Source organism: Serratia plymuthica (assembly GCF_018336935.1).
GTDB classification, from domain to species: domain Bacteria; phylum Pseudomonadota; class Gammaproteobacteria; order Enterobacterales; family Enterobacteriaceae; genus Serratia; species Serratia plymuthica_B.
The window spans coordinates 1,150,576-1,166,514 of the sequence record NZ_CP068771.1 but is presented as its reverse complement, the minus strand read 5'-3'; the positions used below and the strand labels follow the sequence as shown (position 1 = coordinate 1,166,514).

16 protein-coding genes and 1 pseudogene are annotated in these 15,939 nt (G+C 56.5%); 13 read left to right on the top strand and 4 right to left on the bottom strand.

Features of this window, described 5'->3' with window-relative positions; all coding sequences use genetic code 11:
• The first annotated feature begins 138 nt into the window (after positions 1 to 138).
• Positions 139 to 1,293, top strand: coding sequence for a pyridoxal phosphate-dependent aminotransferase (locus tag JK621_RS05540; protein WP_212558942.1), 1,155 nt, complete (start codon positions 139 to 141; stop codon positions 1,291 to 1,293).
• 42 nt (positions 1,294 to 1,335) lie between these two features.
• Entirely contained in the window at positions 1,336 to 2,115 is a 780-nt protein-coding gene (locus JK621_RS05535) for an ABC transporter substrate-binding protein (protein ID WP_212558941.1), read from the top strand.
• A gap of 327 nt (positions 2,116 to 2,442) precedes the next feature.
• On the opposite strand, the gene JK621_RS05530 is transcribed toward JK621_RS05535, so the two are convergent.
• Positions 2,443 to 3,009, bottom strand: a complete 567-nt coding sequence (locus JK621_RS05530) for a hypothetical protein (RefSeq protein ID WP_212558940.1) — start codon at positions 3,007 to 3,009, stop codon at positions 2,443 to 2,445.
• 205 nt (positions 3,010 to 3,214) lie between these two features.
• Positions 3,215 to 4,318, bottom strand: a complete 1,104-nt coding sequence (gene ddlA, locus JK621_RS05525) for a D-alanine--D-alanine ligase (protein ID WP_212558939.1) — start codon at positions 4,316 to 4,318, stop codon at positions 3,215 to 3,217.
• Between the two features lie 169 nt (positions 4,319 to 4,487).
• Here ddlA and JK621_RS05520 point away from each other — a divergent pair, with 169 nt between their 5' ends.
• The 5 genes and pseudogenes from JK621_RS05520 (at position 4,488) to JK621_RS05500 (ending at position 8,827) form a co-directional block, all read left to right on the top strand.
• A complete protein-coding gene (locus tag JK621_RS05520; protein ID WP_006324220.1) occupies positions 4,488 to 4,691 on the top strand; it encodes a ParD-like family protein in 204 nt (67 codons plus the stop codon).
• Positions 4,688 to 5,482: a type I methionyl aminopeptidase gene (gene map / locus JK621_RS05515; RefSeq protein ID WP_212558938.1), complete on the top strand. Its 795-nt coding sequence runs from the start codon at positions 4,688 to 4,690 to the stop codon at positions 5,480 to 5,482. The genes JK621_RS05520 and map overlap by 4 nt, the downstream gene beginning before the upstream one ends.
• 192 nt (positions 5,483 to 5,674) lie before the next feature.
• A complete protein-coding gene (gene dld / locus JK621_RS05510) occupies positions 5,675 to 7,384 on the top strand; it encodes a D-lactate dehydrogenase (RefSeq protein WP_212558937.1) in 1,710 nt (569 codons plus the stop codon).
• Positions 7,385 to 7,495: 111 nt separating this feature from the next.
• Positions 7,496 to 7,633, top strand: a pseudogene (locus JK621_RS05505) (aldehyde dehydrogenase family protein); the annotation flags it as partial.
• Positions 7,634 to 7,975: 342 nt separating this feature from the next.
• Positions 7,976 to 8,827, top strand: a complete 852-nt coding sequence (locus tag JK621_RS05500) for a DMT family transporter (RefSeq protein WP_212558936.1) — start codon at positions 7,976 to 7,978, stop codon at positions 8,825 to 8,827.
• A 55-nt stretch (positions 8,828 to 8,882) separates the two neighbouring features.
• Here JK621_RS05500 and JK621_RS05495 read toward each other — a convergent pair whose 3' ends face one another.
• Positions 8,883 to 9,473 (bottom strand): Yip1 family protein, encoded by a 591-nt coding sequence (locus tag JK621_RS05495; RefSeq protein WP_004941995.1) that lies wholly within the window; start codon positions 9,471 to 9,473, stop codon positions 8,883 to 8,885.
• Between the two features lie 268 nt (positions 9,474 to 9,741).
• Here JK621_RS05495 and JK621_RS05490 point away from each other — a divergent pair, with 268 nt between their 5' ends.
• From JK621_RS05490 to JK621_RS05475, 4 genes are all read left to right on the top strand, one after another.
• The gene (locus JK621_RS05490; RefSeq protein ID WP_212558935.1) at positions 9,742 to 10,284 is read left to right on the top strand and encodes a GNAT family N-acetyltransferase; all 543 of its coding nucleotides are present in this window, start codon (positions 9,742 to 9,744) and stop codon (positions 10,282 to 10,284) included.
• Between the two features lie 102 nt (positions 10,285 to 10,386).
• On the top strand, positions 10,387 to 11,223 hold the full coding sequence (locus JK621_RS05485) for a DUF1460 domain-containing protein (RefSeq protein WP_212558934.1): 837 nt from the start codon (positions 10,387 to 10,389) through the stop codon (positions 11,221 to 11,223).
• 168 nt (positions 11,224 to 11,391) lie between these two features.
• A complete protein-coding gene (locus tag JK621_RS05480; RefSeq protein WP_212558933.1) occupies positions 11,392 to 12,204 on the top strand; it encodes a MetQ/NlpA family lipoprotein in 813 nt (270 codons plus the stop codon).
• Positions 12,205 to 12,336: 132 nt separating this feature from the next.
• Entirely contained in the window at positions 12,337 to 13,362 is a 1,026-nt protein-coding gene (locus JK621_RS05475) for a MerR family transcriptional regulator (protein WP_212558932.1), read from the top strand.
• 7 nt (positions 13,363 to 13,369) lie between these two features.
• Here the strand turns inward: JK621_RS05475 and JK621_RS05470 are convergent, their stop codons facing one another.
• Positions 13,370 to 14,248 (bottom strand): LysR family transcriptional regulator, encoded by an 879-nt coding sequence (locus tag JK621_RS05470; RefSeq protein ID WP_212558931.1) that lies wholly within the window; start codon positions 14,246 to 14,248, stop codon positions 13,370 to 13,372.
• 99 nt (positions 14,249 to 14,347) lie between these two features.
• Between JK621_RS05470 and JK621_RS05465 the strand changes: the two genes are divergently transcribed.
• Positions 14,348 to 15,271 carry a DMT family transporter gene (locus tag JK621_RS05465; RefSeq protein ID WP_249337145.1) on the top strand — a complete coding sequence of 308 codons (924 nt, stop codon included), beginning with the start codon at positions 14,348 to 14,350 and terminating at the stop codon, positions 15,269 to 15,271.
• A gap of 108 nt (positions 15,272 to 15,379) precedes the next feature.
• Positions 15,380 to 15,916, top strand: a complete 537-nt coding sequence (locus tag JK621_RS05460; RefSeq protein ID WP_212558930.1) for a GNAT family N-acetyltransferase — start codon at positions 15,380 to 15,382, stop codon at positions 15,914 to 15,916.
• Positions 15,917 to 15,939 lie beyond the last annotated feature (23 nt).

The following is a 15,939-nucleotide window of genomic DNA, read 5'->3' as shown; positions in this document are numbered from 1 at the left end:
CAACGCCGAGATCGTTTCAAGAATGAATGGGAATCAGCCATGATTTTAACTCATGGCTAGTATGACAAACATTCCCTTGTCCGCCTACCCTCACTGATGCTTAATCAATCAATACTTCCCCCTATCCAGGAGCCAATCATGCAGAGCGCCTGCTCACAACGCTCGAAGTTGCCGGATGTCGGCACCACCATTTTCACCGTAATCGGCCAGCTCAGCGCTGAACATCAGGCACTGAACCTGTCGCAGGGCGCACCGAACTTCGCCTGCCAACCGCAACTGGTCGACGCGGTGGCGCAAGCCATGCGCGCAGGTCATAACCAGTACGCGCCGATGAGTGGCGTGGCCGCATTACGCGCTGCGCTGGCAGATAAAGTTGAACGATTGTATGGCGCACGTTATGACGCCGACGAAGAAATCACGGTCATCGCCAGTGCCAGCGAAGGATTGTATTCCGCCATCAGCGCGCTGGTGCACCCGGGCGACGAGGTGATTTATTTCGAACCGGCGTTCGACAGCTACGCGCCGATTGTCCGCCTGCAAGGCGCCACGCCGGTAGCCATCAAGCTGTCGCTGCAGGACTTGCACATTGACTGGGACGAGGTCGCCGCCGCCATCACCGGCAAAACGCGGATGATCATCGTCAACAGCCCGCACAACCCGACCGGCAGCGTGTTCGGCGAGCATGACATTGAGCGCCTGACCGCCCTGACGCGCAATACCGATATCGTTATCCTGTCCGACGAGGTTTACGAACACGTGGTCTTCGACGGCGATATTCACCACAGCATGGCGCGCCACCCGCAATTGGCCGAACGCAGCGTGATTGTGTCGTCGTTTGGCAAAACCTATCACGTTACCGGCTGGCGCGTCGGTTACTGCATGGCGCCGGCGGCGCTGATGGATGAGATCCGCAAGGTGCACCAGTTTATGGTGTTCTCCGCCGATACGCCGATGCAATATGCCTTCGCCGAAGCGCTGGGCAATCCGCAAAGCTATCTGGGGCTGGCGGATTTCTATCAACAGAAACGCGATTTGCTGGCCGGCGCTTTGCAAGATTCGCGCTTTGAATTATTACCCAGCCGTGGCAGTTTCTTTATGTTGGCCCGCTTTAGCGGTTTCAGCAGCGAAAGCGACAACGATTTTGCGGTGCGTTTAATCCGTGAAGCGAAAGTCGCGACTATCCCGCTGTCGGCGTTTTACAGCGACGGCACCAACACCGGCATCATCCGGCTGAGTTTTTCAAAAGATAACGAAACCCTGCTGGAAGGCGCACGCCGTCTGTGTCAGGTGTAATGCATTCACTTTTGGTTTGACCATGGGAAAAAGGCACTGACTATGAAATCACTGAAAACGCTGATCGCTGTGGGCTGCCTGCTGGCCGCCGGTTCTTCTCTGGCGGCGGAAAATACGCTGCGCTTCGGCCTGGAAGCGCTGTATCCGCCGTTCGAATCCAAATCCGCCAGCGGCAAGCTGGAAGGCTTCGATATCGATCTGGGCAACGCGGTCTGCGCCGCCGCCCAGTTGAAATGCAGCTGGGTCGAGACCTCGTTCGACAGCCTGATTCCGGCGCTGAAGGCGCGCAAGTTTGACGCCATCAACTCGGCGATGAACGTCACCGAACAGCGCCGCCAGGCGATTGACTTCACCGACTCCATCTATCAGGTGCCGAACCGCCTGATCGCCAAAGCCGACAGCGGCCTGCTGCCGGACGCCAAGTCGCTGGCGGGCAAACACGTCGGCGTGCTGCAAGGCTCGATTCAGGAAACCTACGCCAAGAGCCACTGGGCGCCTCAGGGCGTCGACGTCGTCTCCTATCAGGATCAAAACCAGGCGTACCTTGATCTGACCGCCGGCCGTCTCGACGCCACCTTGGTGATGGCGCCGTCAGGGCAAAGCGGCTTCCTGGCGCACCCGGACGGCAAGGGCTTCGCCTTCGTCGGCGATGCGGTCAGCGATGACAAGATCCTCGGTGAAGGCATTGCCTTCGGCCTGCGCAAAGGGGATGACGCGTTGAAGAAAAAGCTCAACGACGCGATCGTGAAAGTGAAGCAGCAAGGCACCGTGACCGCGCTGGCGAAGAAGTATTTTGGCGATATCGACGTGACGGTGAAATAAGCGCATCCTCTTGGCCGCTCACAATGAGCAAGATGACGCTGGGGGATATATCTTTTAGGTTTACCTCTGTCTAACCCATAAAAATGGCTCCGTTGCTGACTGGAGCCATTTTCACCTTAAAAAGTTTAAGCTTTCAGCTTACGACGTAGCTCACTCATTGACGCTCGCGTGCTCAGTTTATTATCGGTCACATCGGCCTCACCGTCTTTTCCGTAAACCCCGGAAGTTCCGCAAAGCAGACGTTCTGTCTCCGCTACGAGTAAGCTCTTCATAGTCTTACGATGCCTGTTCATGACCATTTCGACAGTCACTTCGCGGGCAACAACTTTAGCAGATGATGACATAATCCCTCCCCGTCGAAGTTGACTTAAAGGCTCTCATATTAGGGGGCAAAAGCGGTGTAATACTCTTTTTCACCCTTCCCGTTTTGACATTAACACGGGGTGTTGTGCTCAACCCAAGCAAGCAATCATAAATCTCAACCAGATCTGCCTGTCGCTGAGTCCCAGCCTGAGAGGGGAGAGCCGCTTGAAAAACAAAACCACCGAGATTGAAAGTATTGTAGTGCTCCAGCATAAGCGATGCAACATTGAGCAATACGGTTCCATTACCCAGCCCTTTGCCAGAGTAATGGAGAAAATTGCCAAATGATTCAATATCATGAAAGCGGTCAAAATAAACTTCCGCCATGAGAGGAGCAGGAAAACTGCAGGCTTGAGGAAGTGAATACCCTAATTGATTAAGCTCGTGTTCTGAGTTTATATGCCTGGCTACCACAGAATAAAACTCACCCGATACCATAAATTTATAAGAATAATGAGTCGCTCGATCATAGGTAAAACGCTTGCGCTCCCAACCACAACCATCGTCAGGAAGCACTTCGTCGTAGTGCATTCTAAAGTGCATTAGTATCAGGAATTCCTTTTAACTGAGACTAGATTGCAACCCTTCTTTCCCTTAAGAACCTTCTGGTATTACCTGCCCTTAAGAACAAAAAGATGAACGTGATAACTTTTATGGGGCTGGAACTCCCTTGGACCAGCCTCATAAATACCTTCAATACCTTTTTACCAAAAAACAACGCGAGAAATATCCGATATTACCGATCGAACACCGAGCTGTTCAGCGCGCGATCTTGCTGATGGCGCTCCAGCGCCAGCTCGATCAATCGGGTAATCAACTCGCTGTAGCTGACGCCGCTGGCGGCCCACAGTTTTGGGTACATGCTGATATTGGTGAAGCCCGGCAGCGTGTTGATCTCGTTAATCACCACGTTGTTGTCCGGTGTCAGGAACACGTCAACGCGCGCCAGGCCAAAGCATTCCAGCGCCCGGAACGCTTTTAGCGCCACGTCGCGGATTTTGTCGCTGACTTCCGGTGCGATCTCCGCCGGCACCACGACCTTCGCGCCCTGCTCATTGATGTATTTGGTGTCGTAGGAGTAAAACGCGTCGCTCAGCACGATTTCACCACACAGGCTGGCCTGCGGCTCGTCATTGCCCAACACGGCGCACTCAATCTCACGGCCGACAATCGCCGACTCCACCAGCACCTTGTGATCGAAGCTGAACGCCAGCGCCAGAGCGGCGTCAAAGCCGGCCCGATCCTGCACCTTGCTGACGCCCACCGAAGACCCCTGGTTAGCCGGTTTGATAAACAGCGGCAGACCCAGACGCTCGCTAAGCTGATCGAAGCCGTATTTGCTGCGGTTGGTGCGCGTCAGGGTGACAAAGGGGGCCACCGCCAACCCGGCATCGCGCAGCAGGCGTTTGGTGACGTCTTTGTCCATGCTGACCGCCGAGCCCAACACACCGGCGCCGACGAACGGCATATTGGCCATCCGCAGCAGCCCTTGCAGTGAACCGTCCTCGCCCAGCGTGCCATGCACGATCGGGAATACCACGTCGAGCTGGCCCAATGCGCCGGCGCTGTTCGCCTCAATCAGTTGCTGTTTCTCCTGGCCGGGGATCAGCGCCACATTTTTATTCGAGCGGTTCAGCGCGATCAGCGCCGGGTTTTCCGCATTCAGCAGGTAATTGGAGGCATCGTTAATGTGCCATTGCCCCTGCTTGTCGATGCCCAGCAGCGTGACGTCAAACTTCTCTTTGTCGATGGCGTCCACAATGTTTTTTGCCGACTGCAGAGACACCTCGTGCTCAGCCGATTTACCGCCAAAGATCACCCCAACCCGTAATTTAGTCACGCCCTGAATCCTTCTGAAAAATCATGCAAAAAAAGTCGTTTATCACAATAAACGCATTGCGCGATGGCGGCAATCGTTGTCATCAGGAAACTTCTTATGCCACGGAATGTACAATCCCCACCATCCAAACCATATACACTTCGTATATTATTCATTTAAGGAGCAGCCTATGGGCATAGTGAAAATTTCAGACGCGCTGCATGACGATCTGCGCCTCGCCAGCCTGACGATGACGCGTTCGATCAACGCGCAGGCGGAATACTGGATCAAGATCGGCATGCTGGCGGAGTTTCATCCGGAATTAACCTACCCCCAACTGGTAAAAAAAATGATGAAAGATAACGCGCTGACGCTGAAGGAGATTGTCGGGTGAAACAGATTGTGATCAAAACGCCGGAAGAGATCGCCAAAATGCGTCACTCTGGCGCACTGCTGGCCAAGGTGTTTGCTATGCTCGATGGGGTGATTGTCGAAGGCATGTCGACCATGGAAATTAACGATCGCGCCGAAGCCTTTATCGTCGATGAGTTGAAATCGCGCCCGGCCAGCAAGGGCCAGTACGATTTCCCTTATGTGCTCAATACCTCGATCGACGACGTGATTTGCCACGGCATTCCTTCGGCCAGCAAAATCCTGCGTTCCGGCATGATCGTTAACGTCGACATTACGCTGGAAAACGGCGGTTACATTGCCGACTCCAGCAAGATGTACTGTATCGGCCAGACCGCGCCATTGGCCAAACGGCTGGTGAACAACGTGTATGAGTCCCTGTGGCAAGGCATCCGCGCGGTAAAGCCCGGCGCAACCTTGGGGGATATCGGCCATGCCATTCAGCAGCATGCGGAGCAGGCCGGTTACAGCATCGTGCGTGAATACTGCGGCCACGGCATCGGCCGCGATATGCACGAGGAGCCGGCGGTGCTGCACTTCGGCCAGCCGGGCACCGGCATGGCGTTGCAGGAAGGGATGGTATTTACCATCGAGCCCATGATTAACCAGGGCGACCACCGGATTAAGCAGAAGAAAGACGGTTGGACGGTGGTGACCCGCGATAAAAAGCTGTCAGCCCAATGGGAGCACACCGTGGCGGTTACCGCAGACGGCGTGGAAATCCTGACGCTGCGTGACGAAGAGCGCCAGGCCGGGTACGCAGAACGCTATTAAGCCACCAAGCCAATAAGTTATTAAGCTACTAATTTAATTACCCTATGGATTTCAAACGGCGGCAACGGCAAGAACCGCAGGTCATGCAGGGGCGCTGCATGCGGTGTCCAGGTTAATCGGGACAGCTATCTTCGTCCCCCAGGGTAACCGCGCCGCAGTTTGAAAGACGACAGGTATGACAGGGAGATCGGCATGACGCAGTCAGGTAACCAGGCATTTCTCGCTCAGCTCAAAGACATCGTCGGCAGCTCGCAGTTGTTGACCGGCGAACGCAGCACCGAACGTTATCGCAAAGGGTTCCGCTCCGGCGAAGGCAAAGCGCTGGCGGTGGTGTTCCCTACCCGCCTGCTGCAGCTGTGGCGGATACTGGAGGCCTGCGTGGCCGCCGACAAAATCGTCATTATGCAGGCGGCGAACACCGGCCTGACCGAAGGCTCGACGCCCAGCGGCAACGATTATGACCGCGATATCGTTATCGTCAGCACCCTGCGGCTCGATCACGTGCAGGTGTTGGACAACGGCAAACAGGTGGTCGGCTTCCCCGGCAGCACCCTCAATCAGCTGGAAAAATTGCTGAAACCCTACGGCCGCGAGCCGCATTCGGTGATCGGCTCCTCCTGCATCGGCGCTTCGGTGATTGGCGGCGTGTGCAACAACTCCGGCGGTTCGCTGGTGAAACGGGGCCCGGCCTACACCGAAATGGCGCTGTACGCCCAGTTGGGTGAAGACGGCCAGCTGCGGCTGGTGAACCATCTGGGGATTAAACTCGGCGATACGCCGGAAGAGATCCTTACCCGACTGGAGAAAGGCGACTACCGGCCGGAGGACGTCGAGCACGGCGAACTGCGCGCGTCCGACAACGAATACGCCAGCCGGGTGCGCGACGTCGATGCCGATACCCCGTCCCGTTTCAACGCGGATAAACGCCGCCTGTACGAAGCCTCCGGCTGCGCCGGCAAGCTGGCGGTGTTTGCGGTGCGTCTGGACACCTTCGAGAAAGAAGGCAAAGAGCAGGTATTTTATATCGGCACCAACGACACCGCCGTGTTGACCGAGCTGCGCCGCCATATGCTCGGCAAATTCGACAATCTGCCGGTGGCCGGCGAATACATGCACCGCGATATTTTTGATATCGCCGAAGTGTACGGCAAAGACACCTTTATGATGATCGACAAGCTCGGCACCGATCAAATGCCGCGTTTCTTCACCCTGAAAGGCCGCGTGGACGCCAGCTTCAACAAACTGCCGCTGCTGCCGCACAACCTGACCGACCGACTGATGCAGGGCCTGAGCCACCTGGCCCCCAGCCACCTGCCGAAGCGGATGAAAGAATATCGCGAACGCTTTGAACATCATCTGCTGCTGAAAATGGCCGGCCCCGGCGTCGACGAAGCGCAGCGGTATCTGAGCCAGTACTTTGCCCAGGCCAAGGGCGCATTTTTCGCCTGCACCGCAGACGAAGGCAAAAAGGCCTTCCTGCACCGTTTCGCCGCCGCCGGCGCGGCGGTGCGCTACCATGCGGTCCATGCCGACAAGGTAGAGGATATCCTGGCGCTGGATATTGCGCTGCGCCGCAACGATACCGAGTGGTTTGAAACCCTGCCGCCGGAAATCGACAGCCAACTGGTGCACAAACTCTATTACGGCCACTTTATGTGCCACGTATTCCACCAGGATTACGTGGTGAAAAAAGGCGTCGACAGCCATGCGCTGAAAGAGCAAATGCTGGCGATCCTCGACCGGCGCGGCGCGGAGTACCCGGCCGAGCATAACGTCGGCCATCTGTACCACGCCAAACCCGATCTGCAGGCCTTCTACCAATCCGCCGATCCGACCAACAGCTTTAACCCCGGCATCGGCAAGACCAGCAAGCGGAAGCACTGGGCCGGCAATACCCGGTAACATTTCCGCTTTCGGCCCGCGCCCCCGGCATACGGGGGCATAGCCGATGCTCCCTTTCGCATCTTCGGCCCGCATCCCCCTATCGTCTAGACTTAAAGACCGGCGCAGCCGTTTTTCAACTCGTTGACCGACACCGCACCCGAGCCGCCTTTCGGCGGCGTGAAGCGTTCCGGCTTCGGCCGTGAACTGTCGGATCTGGGGATCAAAGAGTTTGTGAACCAGAAGTTGGTGGTGGTGAGCAAAGGCTAAACCGCAACCTCGGCGGGAGGCGTTAAGTTTATGTTGCGCCTCCCGCCGAATTTCACTATCTTTGATCCGTTAATCACTGCCTGCTTTCAGGAATATCAATGGCTCAGTTTGCGCACACCACAGACCCAACGAACACGCCGCTTCCGGCCGTGGTTCAGCTGTGCGCATCTTCCGCCCCTCCTGCCGTTTTCTCTGTCGTCACTGCGGTTGCCGCTTACCCGCCACGCTCTGTGGTTGTGCGCTAAGCCAAACCGAATTTTACCTCCAGCTTTCTTTATTTGCGCTCAGGCGTAGGCCGTTGCGCGTGCTGGAGCTTGCCATTTTCACGACAGGTGAAACCGAATGCGATTTATCACTCAATGGGCCAATGCCGGCCTGGCTACGCTGTTCGTCCTGCTTTGGAGCAGCGGCGCTATTTTCTCCCGCTTGGGGCTGGAGCATGCCTCCGCCTTCGCCTTCCTTTTCTTCCGCTGCGCCATCGCTCTGGCGCTGCTGCTGGCGATCGGCCTGTGGCAGCGGCAATGTCTGCCCGCTCGCGGCACCCGGTGGCGCGTAGCGCTGATCGGCTTGCTGATGATCGGCAGTTACCAGATTGCTTATCTGCTGGCGCTGGAACAGGGCATCACTCCCGGCGTGCTGGCGACGCTGCTCGGCGTACAGCCGATACTCACCCAGTTCATTACCGAACGCCGCTGTTCCGGGCTGCGCGGCCTCGGCCTGTTGCTGGCGATGGCCGGGCTGACGCTGGTGGTGTATCAAAGCCTGGCTGTCGCCCACTTCTCCCTGTCCGGCATGCTATGCGCCTTTATCGCGCTGGGCTGCATGACCGCCGGCACGCTGCTGCAAAAAGGCATGAGTCAGCCGCCGCTGGCGGTGTTGCCGCTGCAGTATGCCATCGGGTTGCTAATGTGCGTGCTGGTATTACCGTTCGAACCATTGCGGATCGAGTGGAGCATGGCGCTTATCGTGCCGCTGCTGTGGATGGCGGTGGTGATTTCAGTGCTGGCCACCTTCTTGCTGTACCGGCTGATCCAACGCGGCAATCTGGTTCAGGTCACCAGCCTGTTTTACCTGATCCCGGCGGTCACCGCTCTGCTGGACTACCTGTTGCTCGGCCATGCATTGGCGGCAATGAGTATGCTGGGCATGGCGGCCATCGTACTTGGCGTAATGCTGGTGTTCCGTAAGCCGTAAAAAGCAAAAGCCCCTCATGCCGGGTGGCATGAGGGGCAATATCAATGCATATTTTTCAGAATAACCAGGAACCATACCCCCACAGCAGCACAGTGACCCCGAGCAAAAACTCGAGCAGCAGGATGCCGATGGCAAAGGTAGAACTGGAGAAGATAAAGCCTTCTTTACTGTCGATATTCAGAAAATGGGGAATACCCAGATTCAGCAGATAGCCCGAATAACACAGGCCAATCACACCGACAAACAAACAGAGCCACACGACGGGATAGAGCGCGACTATACCGCTCAGGAACATCGGGGTTGCGACATAGCCAGCAAACACCATACAACGGTGCAAACTCGGGCGTGCTTCATAACGCCGCGCCATCCAGTGGATTACTTTACCCATGATAGCCACACCCGCCAGCATCAACAGGTAAAACGCCACTGCGGTATAAAATGCGGTAAACATATCGAGCCGGATCGCATGCCCCTCGCCTGAGAGCCAGCCCAACTGGGTGGTGCCGATAAAGGCGCAGACCACAGGGATCGCCGCCAGCAGCAGCACGTGATGGGTGTAAAGGTGCGAGACGCTTTCGTTCTCGCTTTTAATGTGTTCGAACTCGGTGCTTGGATGCGCCAAAAGTCCCCAAACATGATTAACCATGAGACACCTCCTCCATCGCCGTAGGTCGCGATCGGCGAACGAATTGCCCTCTGACGGATTGTTGACCGTGCGAGGATTGCGGCCACGGGGCTCTCTCCCCCTGTACTAATTATAGTCTTTCGCTGAAAAAACGTTTGGAAAGCACAGACGCGGCGGCGGTTTGTTTTATAATCCTCCGATTGAGCAAAACCGTGAGGAATGCCATGTCATCTGCCATCACGCTTCGCCAGATCGGCAATCCGGCACGCCTGCCGAGAGAGCCGGACTTATGAGCCAAGCTATCCATATCGCCTCCGTCGCCCAGTTGCCCGACGGCTATCTGGAAAGCTGCGATTTCAGTTTCCCGGTCGCCCACTACGCCCAACCGGTTTTCGATGCGCCGGTCGACAGTTGGCCGCTGCGGCCGGTCACGCCGTTTCGCAAGCACTATCCGCTGGCCCCCTTCCTCAATGAGGAAAGCGAAACCTTTCTGGCGCGCCATCGGGGGGAAGCCGTCGGCCACATTACGCTGAGCAAAAACTGGAACGGCTATGCGCTGATTGAAGAAATTGTCGTCAGCGCCCATGTGCGCCGGCTGGGCATTGCCACCGCCCTGCTGGATGCCGCGCGCCGCTGGGCACAGCGACAGGAAACGCCGGGGTTGATGCTGGAAACGCAAAACAATAATCTGGTCGCCTGCCGCTGCTATCAGCGCTTCGGTTTTATTCTCGGCGGTATCGATCACCTGCTGTATCGCGCTCAGCCAGATATTGCCGACCATGAAATCGCGCTATTTTGGTATCTGCCGTTTAATAACGAAATCGGTTACTGATTATTGGCCGGCGTTTAGACTATGTTTATTTATTAACCACCCTCTAATGATGAGAACTGTTATCATTTATATGATCACGGACTAAAACCATTGGAGGGTTAAATGTACAAGGTTGTTTCATTGATGTTAGTTATAGCGATGAGCGGATGCGCAGACAAAAATCATCAGGTGCCAATGAATAAGCCTGGCACTGCGGTCACGCCTCCGGCAGTAGCCCCGGTAAACCTGGACGACGAGACGTCAGGCAAGCTCAACGACATCCTCGCCAAACGCGCCACCTGGCCCGCCGGGCAGGACAACGGCCAAACGATCAATCTGATCTCTCAGCAATTTCTGGGTACCCCCTACGTTGCCAACCGGCTGACAGGCTCGCAGAGCACGCCGGAAAAGCTGGTGATCGACTTCCGCGGCCTGGATTGCTTTACCTATATCGACTACGTCGATGCACTGAGCAAATCGCACAATCAGGCTGAATTCGTTCAACGCCTGATCCAGACGCGCTACGCTCATAGCGACATCAGCTTCCAGCAGCGCAAACACTTCTTCACCGACTGGGCGCAGGTCGCCAAAACCAACGTTACCGACATTACCGCTCAACTCAGCCCACGCGCGGTGACGCTGGTGAAAAACCTGAACCAAAAAGCCGACGGCGGCAGCTATCTGCCGGGCCTGAAAAATGTTCAACGCAGCATCACTTATCTGCCCAGCGATATGATTGACGATAAGGTGCTGGCCCAGTTGCGCACCGGCGATTACATCGGTATCTACACCAATCTTGCCGGGCTGGACGTCACTCATACCGGCATCTTTATCATGACCGAAAACGGCCCGGTGTTGCGCAACGCTTCTTCACACCAGGAAAACATGAAGGTCGTGGACTCGCCCTTTATGGATTACGTGATCAACACGCCGGGCATCGTCGTGCTGCGCGCCAAGTAACCGTCTCTATGGCTTTCAGAGCACAATCTGAAAGCCCTGGCCTCTTACAACTCCCTGTTATTACCTATAACCCTTTGTGCTGAGCAAGCGTTTGACTTCCCCGCGGCTTCAGGCTTAGCTAACAACACAAAACCAACTGATTTTACTGTTTTTTTCAGGGAGAATACGATGTTGAAGACCTGGCGTTTTACCGTCTTGACGGCGGCGTTTGCCGCCACGCTGGCGCTGCAGGGGTGCGATAAGCCGGTAGACCAGAACCTGATCAAGGTCGGGGTTATCAACGGCGCGGAGCAGGACGTGGCGGAAGTCGCCAAACAGGTTGCGAAAGAGAAATACGGCCTTGAGGTTGAACTGGTCGGTTTCAGCGGCTCCCTGCTGCCGAACGACGCCACCGATAAAGGCGAGCTGGACGCCAACGTCTTCCAGCACCGGCCGTTCCTCGAACAGCAAAACAAAGATCACGGTTACAAACTGGTGGCGGTGGGCAATACCTTCGTGTTCCCGATGGCCGGCTATTCGAAAAAAATCAAATCGCTGAAAGAGCTGCAGGATGGCGCCGTTATCGCTATTCCGCTGGATCCTACCAACCTCGGCCGCGCGTTGCTGCTGCTGGAGAAAACCGGCCTGATTACGCTGAAACCGGGCAAAGGTTTGCTGCCGACCTCGCTGGATATCAGCGCCAACCCGCATAACTACAAGATTATGGAGCTGGAAGGCGCGCAATTGCCGCAGGTACTGGATGACCCTAAAGTCACCGTCGCCATCATCAGCACCACCTACATCAACCAAACCGGGCTGACGCCAACCAAAGACGGCATCTTTATCGAAGACAAGGATTCGCCGTACACCAACATCATAGTGACGCGCGAAGACAACAAAGACGCGCTGAACGTGCAAAACTTCGTCAAAGCCTACGAGTCGGACGAAGTGGCCAAAGCCGCCGAAAAAATCTTTAACGGCGGTGCGGTAAAAGGCTGGTAACCCCCATGACTCCCGATTGCGGGTGCCTTCTGCGGCACCCGCAACTTTCCTGAAAATATCCCCTGCCGCGCTATTGACCCTCACGTTACGTCAGGCTTTAGTATCCCTGCACGCACTTGGGAGGAACACGTCATGTTATTAAAAGTGGGCGAACTGGCCCGCCGTTCCGGCATCACCGTCAGAACGCTGCATCATTACGACAGCATTGGTTTGCTGATCCCTTCTGCGCGCTCCGACGCCGGCTATCGTTTATACGACCGGGCTGACATCACCCGCTTGCACCATATTCAGGCGTTGCGCCGAATGGGGGTTAAGCTTGCGGAAGTCGGAGCACTTCTGGCACGTTCCGGGATGGCGTTAACCACGGTGATTGAGCAGCAAATAACCATGCTGGATCGGCAGTTGGCGCAGACGGTTGCGCTGCGCGACCGTCTGCAACATATGCATGCTCAGCTCACCGCCGGGAACGAACCGGAACTGAACGACTGGCTGACGACGTTGGAGTTAATGACCATGTACGACAAATATTTTACCGCAGACGAACTGGCGCAGTTGCCTTTCTATCAGGCCGATCGGGCGCGCAATCAGGAATGGGCCGAACTGGTCGGCAGCATGCGCCAATTGATCGATAGCGGCGTGGCAGCGCAAGCGCCGCAGGCACAAGCCCTGGCACGGCGTTGGATGCAGATGCTGGAACGCGACACCGCGCATAACCCGGCGTTTCTTACCCGGCTTAACGCCATGCATGCCGATGAACCTTCAATACGCGAACAAACCGGCATCACTCCGGCCATGACCGACTATGTCACCCGCGCCTTTGCCGAAACCAAGCTGGGGGTTTATCAGAAATATCTGTCGGAGGAAGAGTACGCCTACGTGCGCCAGCACTATTTTACCCGCCTGCACGAATGGCCGGCGCTGATCGCCCAGTTCCATCAGGCGCTAAGAGACGGCGTGCCGCCGGAGTCCACTCAGGCAAAGCAACTGGCGGCCAAATGGCTCGAGCTGTTCCAGTCCTATGCCGGCACCGACCCCGCCACCCAGATGAAAATCCGCCAGGCAATGGAACAAGAGCCGACGCTGACCGAAGGCACCTGGTTGACCCCGGCGCTGCTGAGCTATCTGCAACAGGCGGTGGCGCACCTAATGCGGGGTTAGCCTTCGCTCAGCCGAGGGTGTCCACCAGCCGGGTAATACCGACAACGTCCGCATAGCAGTCCAATAAAAATGCCGTCACGGCGGCAATGCCCGGTGCATGACGGATGTCGTTATGCACCGTTAGCCAAATCTCGCGCTGGAGCGAACGCGTTCCCGCAAGACGATCAAGCCCCAGTTCCTGGCCGATAAAATGAGGCAACAGCGCAATGCCCGTGCCAGCCTCCGCAGCTGCAGCCTGAATCATCAGGTCGTTGCTGCGCATGACCAGCGCTCGCTCGCCAGCCTGCTCCAACAGCCATTTTTGCTGGGCCGATGCCGCCCGCGGATCGTGATAACCGATAAACCGCCATTCTGTCTCCGGCGTCGCCTGTAAATACCCCGCATTGGCATACAGCCCAAATTCAACGGTGCCAATTTTTCTGGTGACCAGATCGCTCTCACTGGCGCGACTGAGGCGAATGGCAATATCCGCTTCCCCGCGCAGCAACGAGACGTTAGCCGTATCCGCCAGTAAGGTCAGCTGTAAATCGGGATAACGCCGCTGTAACTGGACAATACGCGGCGCGATCAGCTTCAGCCCCATCACGGGCGGTACGCTTAGCGTCACGACCCCTGCAATGCCCTGTCGACCGCTAAGTGCGGCGCGGCTGACCGCAAAAGCGTTGAGGGTCATGCTGTCGCCCTCTGCGGCGATACGTTGTCCGTCGGCAGTCAGCAAGTAGCTGCGCGGGCGACGATCCACCAGCTTCAACTTTAGCGACGTTTCCAGACTGGCAATACGCCGAGCGACGGTGGCGTGATCGACCTTCAAACTGCGGGCGGCACCCGACAGCGATTTTTCCTGCGCGAACACCATGAAGTAGTGCAGATCTTCCCAATTGAACATGGGCGTTTTCTCACATCAAAAGTGAACATATAGGGAATATTAACGCAAAGGATTAGAGCGCAAACTGTTTTTATGTTTATTTTGTCACCACAGGAAACCATGATGAAAACCTCGCTGCCGCTGGCCTATCTGGGCGTCATTGTCGCCACCTTTTTCTGGGGCACCAACTTTAATGCCGGTGCCTACGTCATCGCCCGTCAGCCACCAATCAGCGCATCTATCGAGCGTTTCAGTTTGGCAACGCTGGCGCTGTTGGTGTTTTTCGGCCTGCGCGGGCAGCTGCGCCTCAGTACGCTGAAAAACAACTGGCCGGCTTATTTAGGGCTGGGTGTACTGGGTTTCACGATATTCAATCTGTGCACCTTTTTCGGTCTGCAGTCCACCACGCCGGTCAACGGCGCGCTGATCCTCGCCACGACACCCTTATGGACACTGGTCTTTGGCGTAATTTGGGAAAATGAAAAACTGAACGGATCACGCATCGCCGGTCTGCTGGCAGGCTTTATCGGCGTGGCGTTGGTGATCACCAAAGGCCATATCCAAACGCTGCTGCGTCTGGAGGTTAGCCCGGGCGATGGCATTATTTTACTCGGTAGCCTCGCCTGGGCACTGAATATGGTTGGCACCCGTCGTCTGGTACGTAATGCCACTGCCATCGAAAACACCAGTTATTCAATGCTGTTCGGCACCCTGGCCCTCCTGCCCCTGGGATTTATCTTCGAGCACCCACTGCAAAACCTGGCCTCAGCCAACCTTGGTGTACATGCCGCCGTGGCTTATCTGGCACTGTGTGGGTCACTGCTGGCCTATTTGCTGTGGTTCAACGGGCTGGAAAAAATCGGTTCGGTACGCACCGCAATTTTCTTTAATCTGGCGCCGGTTTTCACCATGTTGGTGGCAACAATCACAGGTACCGCCCCCAATGTTTGGCAATTGGCCGGGGCAGCCTGGGTGATCCTTGGCGTGCTTTTGGCCTCGGGTATATTCATGCGTTTTATGCCACGGCGCTCGGCCATAGGTTAGCCATAGTTTTTTTTATCATCGGCATAAAAAAGCCCAATTTACCCTGGCGGCGAACGGGGAGCATAATGCGCTTATCTTCTGATTTCTCAAGGTAAACAGATAACCCTTATGTCCCTCTCCGCCCCGTTGATCATCACCGACGCCACGCCGGATGACCTGACCGCCGTACAACAGATCTACGCCTACCACGTGCTTTACGGCGCGGCATCCTTTGAAGAAACGCCGCCCACGCGGGAAGAAATGCAGCAACGGTGCAGCAAGGTACAGGAGGCCGGGCTGCCCTGGCTGGTCGCCAAACGGGAGGATCGCGTAGTGGGCTACTGTTACGCCACGCCTTATCGGCCGCGCCCGGCCTACCGGTTTACCGTAGAAGACTCGGTGTACATCGCCGAAGGTCTGCAGGGTAACGGCATCGGCAAGGCGCTGCTGGCCGAACTGATCGCCCGTTGCGAACGCGGCCCCTGGCGGCAGATGCTGGCGATCGTCGGCAATGCCGGAGACAATCGGGGTTCGCTGGCCTTGCATCGGAAACTGGGTTTTACCAGCGTGGGTACGCTGAAGGCGGTGGGATTCAAACTGGGTGAATGGCGCGACACGCATATCATGCAACGCGCACTGGGTGAAGGCGACGACAGCCGCCCCTGACGGCAGCTACGGGGGGCGCAAAC

Excerpts from the sequence above, each read along its gene's own strand:
- JK621_RS05540 (WP_212558942.1), top strand. The coding sequence starts at position 139 with ATGCAGAGCGCCTGCTCACAACGCTCGAAGTTGCCGGATGTCGGCACC.
- JK621_RS05535 (WP_212558941.1), top strand. The coding sequence starts at position 1,336 with ATGAAATCACTGAAAACGCTGATCGCTGTGGGCTGCCTGCTGGCCGCC.
- JK621_RS05530 (WP_212558940.1), bottom strand. The coding sequence starts at position 3,009 with ATGCACTACGACGAAGTGCTTCCTGACGATGGTTGTGGTTGGGAGCGC.
- JK621_RS05520 (WP_006324220.1), top strand. The coding sequence starts at position 4,488 with ATGGGCATAGTGAAAATTTCAGACGCGCTGCATGACGATCTGCGCCTC.
- dld (WP_212558937.1), top strand. The coding sequence starts at position 5,675 with ATGACGCAGTCAGGTAACCAGGCATTTCTCGCTCAGCTCAAAGACATC.
- JK621_RS05500 (WP_212558936.1), top strand. The coding sequence starts at position 7,976 with ATGCGATTTATCACTCAATGGGCCAATGCCGGCCTGGCTACGCTGTTC.
- JK621_RS05495 (WP_004941995.1), bottom strand. The coding sequence starts at position 9,473 with ATGGTTAATCATGTTTGGGGACTTTTGGCGCATCCAAGCACCGAGTTC.
- JK621_RS05490 (WP_212558935.1), top strand. The coding sequence starts at position 9,742 with ATGAGCCAAGCTATCCATATCGCCTCCGTCGCCCAGTTGCCCGACGGC.
- JK621_RS05485 (WP_212558934.1), top strand. The coding sequence starts at position 10,387 with ATGTACAAGGTTGTTTCATTGATGTTAGTTATAGCGATGAGCGGATGC.
- JK621_RS05480 (WP_212558933.1), top strand. The coding sequence starts at position 11,392 with ATGTTGAAGACCTGGCGTTTTACCGTCTTGACGGCGGCGTTTGCCGCC.
- JK621_RS05475 (WP_212558932.1), top strand. The coding sequence starts at position 12,337 with ATGTTATTAAAAGTGGGCGAACTGGCCCGCCGTTCCGGCATCACCGTC.
- JK621_RS05470 (WP_212558931.1), bottom strand. The coding sequence starts at position 14,248 with ATGTTCAATTGGGAAGATCTGCACTACTTCATGGTGTTCGCGCAGGAA.
- JK621_RS05465 (WP_249337145.1), top strand. The coding sequence starts at position 14,348 with ATGATGAAAACCTCGCTGCCGCTGGCCTATCTGGGCGTCATTGTCGCC.
- JK621_RS05460 (WP_212558930.1), top strand. The coding sequence starts at position 15,380 with ATGTCCCTCTCCGCCCCGTTGATCATCACCGACGCCACGCCGGATGAC.